Origin of the sequence: Acinetobacter sp. AL9, from assembly GCF_041464035.1 — a bacterium.
GTDB classification, from domain to species: Bacteria; Pseudomonadota; Gammaproteobacteria; order Pseudomonadales; family Moraxellaceae; genus Acinetobacter; species Acinetobacter towneri.
Map to the genome: position 1 here is coordinate 1 of NZ_JAYFSK010000113.1, position 2,645 is coordinate 2,645.

Sequence of the window (2,645 nt, forward strand, 5' to 3'; positions counted from 1 at the left end):
ATTAAAAGTATGTCGGAGCGGCCTAGGAAGAGGAAATTACAACGATTTACAGATGATATTTCAATGTTATTTAGGAGGCACCAGAGTGTATGAAATATCATCAACATGGCTTAAGTTGGCGCGTATGCCCCTAACCCCCACATGGTACTGTAAAGTGCTTGCCCGCGACCTTGTTGCCCTGCAGAAAAGTTTTGAAAAATCACCCGCATGGCAATGATATGAAATAAGCCAAAACTAAAGGCATGAACACTTTGTGCAAAAAATTGCGCAAAAAATATGGATGGAAATAAACCGACAATTACCCAGCGTAAGCCTGTCAAAATTAAACATACAGCAACCAGTGAACGCCAAGACCAACGCTTTAAAAACAAACTTGCGTAGGCAAACATAATAATTTCAGCAATCACTCCGACAGACCACAAGAAACCGATCTGACTTGTGCTAAAGCCTGCCTGACTTAAAAAATTACTGTAGAAACTATAAAATGGCGCATGCGAAAACAGTAAAATCAATTCAATTATAAAAAATGAATAGACTACTGGGCGCTTTAAAATAGGCAATAAGGGTTCAAGTTGTTTTTGTGCAATGGGTGCGGAGCTTGGTTCTTGAATACTGAATGACCATAGAAATGCCAGTAAAGAAATACTGAGTAGCAACATCGGTAACATGGAGATTGGTATAATTTCCAAAATAGCACCTATGCCAAAAACCCCGACAATAAAACCTATAGAGCCCCATTTACGCACTTTGCCATAGAGTTCCGCACGTTTCTCGCCCAACCAAAACAAAGTCACGCCTTCAAATTGTGCCAAAATTGCGTTTTGGAAAAAGCTAAAAATTAGCATGAGTAATGCAACAGACTGAAAGCTATTCGGAACAATAAAAATCAGTAACCAAATACTGGCTTCCATCCAAGTTGCGATGCGCACCAAAAGCATCCGTTTGCCTGATTTATCGGCAATCCATCCCCAAATAAAAGGCGCGAAAAAGCGCGTTAAAATGGCAATAGAAGATAAAACACCAATTTCCTGATAATTAAAGCCCTGATCTTCTAAATACAGGCTCCAAAAAGGCAAAAACGTCCCAACAATTGCGTAGTAGAAAAAGTAGAATCCACCTAAACGTGTCGATATATTCAAGGCTTGCATCAATGTATATTTCCTTGATTTTTCAAACACATAAATAAGTGCATTTCTAACCTGATCTAAAATTTTAAGACAACCGATATATTAACACTGTAGTACTTTAATTTTGAGTGATTGGCTGATTAAAACGAAAAACCCTGAAAATCAGATCAAATTTTCAGGGTAATATTGAGAAAATTTCTTAAAATTGTTTAGCCGCAAGAAGCTTGTAGAATAATTTTAGTTTTCGGATCGACCACCACAGTGACGCGATTCATACGATAATCCATTGTTACAGGCTGACCCGGTGCAACCATTCTCACAATTTCAGCTCGGGTAAGCGCTTTAATTTGTGTTTCAGTCAAACCTGTTTTACCGATTAATTGCGCAGCAGATTCTGGGACACAATTTTGCATGGTCTGTGGCACCTGAGTTTGTTCATTGATAGGCTGATTACTACACGCAGCTAAAGTTGCCACACTTAAAACAGCCAAAACACTATATAACTTTTTCATGTTGATACTCGTTTTTAATTTCTTCAAACCAACTCAAAATAACATAACTGATTAAATATGCAGTAAATTTACTGAATAAAACTGTGATGATAGTTTTATTGATCAAAATAAATTAGATGTAAGTTTGGATTAAGTTTAATTCTCAATCACACTTAAACTCAGTTTCATCCAATCAATTGCATGTTGGCGACGCTCTTCTAAAGCATTCCATAGCGTATCTTGCGATAATATAGAATATTCCCCTTCGCGGCAGCTAAGTTCAGGCGCATTTTCATAGTCCTCAAGCCATTGTTCACTTTGATAATAGGCCTGTAATTCTTGCCAGAGCTTTTCTGCAGCTTGCCATTTTTGCTGCGCTTCTCGCATCTGTCGATGTAAATCATGCCATTGCTCATATTGTTGCTGTAAAACCTGAGCATCGTACATTTTATTTTTACTCATAGCTGAAATTCAAAAATTAAGATGACATGAGCGTACAATAATTCAAGATCAAGGAATGTGAGTGTATGTAGGTTTTATTTAAAGAAACATATATTGCTATATTTTTTTGCATTAATTTTTAAAGAAGACAATTCCTGATTTATTTAGTCAACTTTAGCTTCATTACTTTCAGTAAAATTTAGTATAAAAGTGTAATTCCATCTTTTTATCAAAAGTTAAAGTCATTAGTATAAGTTTGCTTCAATTTTTTAGAAAAGGTACAAAAATGAAATATATTTTAGGGGCAACATTACTTGCATTCGGTTTAATGGGATGTAACTCAAATTTAAATAATGAAGTGAGCCAAGAAAAAGTACAAAGTAATGCACCTGCAGAAACACAAGTTATTTATTTTAATGGCCCACAAGATTTAACCATTGAATTAAAATCTTCAGATAATAGACCTCTTGCGAAAGTCGTTATTGCAAGTTCATCCGGTTTACCAGTGCAGCGATTAAGTTAATGCGTAAACCGAATCTTTTTCGTCTATTTCGATAGCGTTCACTTAGTATTCTAAATCTTTTCA

General features: G+C 35.9%; 2 protein-coding genes and 3 pseudogenes. 1 reads left to right on the plus strand and 4 read right to left on the minus strand.

Annotated elements, in window-relative coordinates; translation table 11 throughout:
• Window positions 1-128: 128 nt before the first annotated feature.
• From ACEO2X_RS13635 to ACEO2X_RS13645, 3 genes and pseudogenes are all read right to left on the minus strand, one after another.
• A pseudogene (locus tag ACEO2X_RS13635) lies at window positions 129-1,148 on the minus strand (MFS transporter); the annotation flags it as partial.
• A 188-nt stretch (window positions 1,149-1,336) separates the two neighbouring features.
• Window positions 1,337-1,537: pseudogene (locus ACEO2X_RS13640) on the minus strand (I78 family peptidase inhibitor); the annotation flags it as partial.
• 237 nt (window positions 1,538-1,774) lie between these two features.
• On the minus strand, window positions 1,775-2,080 hold the full coding sequence (locus tag ACEO2X_RS13645; RefSeq protein ID WP_154320729.1) for a DUF4298 domain-containing protein: 306 nt from the start codon (window positions 2,078-2,080) through the stop codon (window positions 1,775-1,777).
• 265 nt (window positions 2,081-2,345) lie between these two features.
• Between ACEO2X_RS13645 and ACEO2X_RS13650 the strand changes: the two genes are divergently transcribed.
• Complete coding sequence (locus ACEO2X_RS13650) at window positions 2,346-2,582, plus strand: hypothetical protein (RefSeq protein WP_371972149.1); 237 nt, start codon at window positions 2,346-2,348, stop codon at window positions 2,580-2,582.
• Here ACEO2X_RS13650 and ACEO2X_RS13655 read toward each other — a convergent pair.
• Window positions 2,539-2,645: pseudogene (locus tag ACEO2X_RS13655) on the minus strand (IS5/IS1182 family transposase); the annotation flags it as partial. The gene ACEO2X_RS13650 and the pseudogene ACEO2X_RS13655 overlap by 44 nt on opposite strands.

Coding starts and splice junctions, on each gene's coding strand:
- ACEO2X_RS13645 (WP_154320729.1), bottom strand. CDS start 2,080: ATGAGTAAAAATAAAATGTACGATGCTCAGGTTTTACAGCAACAATAT.
- ACEO2X_RS13650 (WP_371972149.1), top strand. CDS start 2,346: ATGAAATATATTTTAGGGGCAACATTACTTGCATTCGGTTTAATGGGA.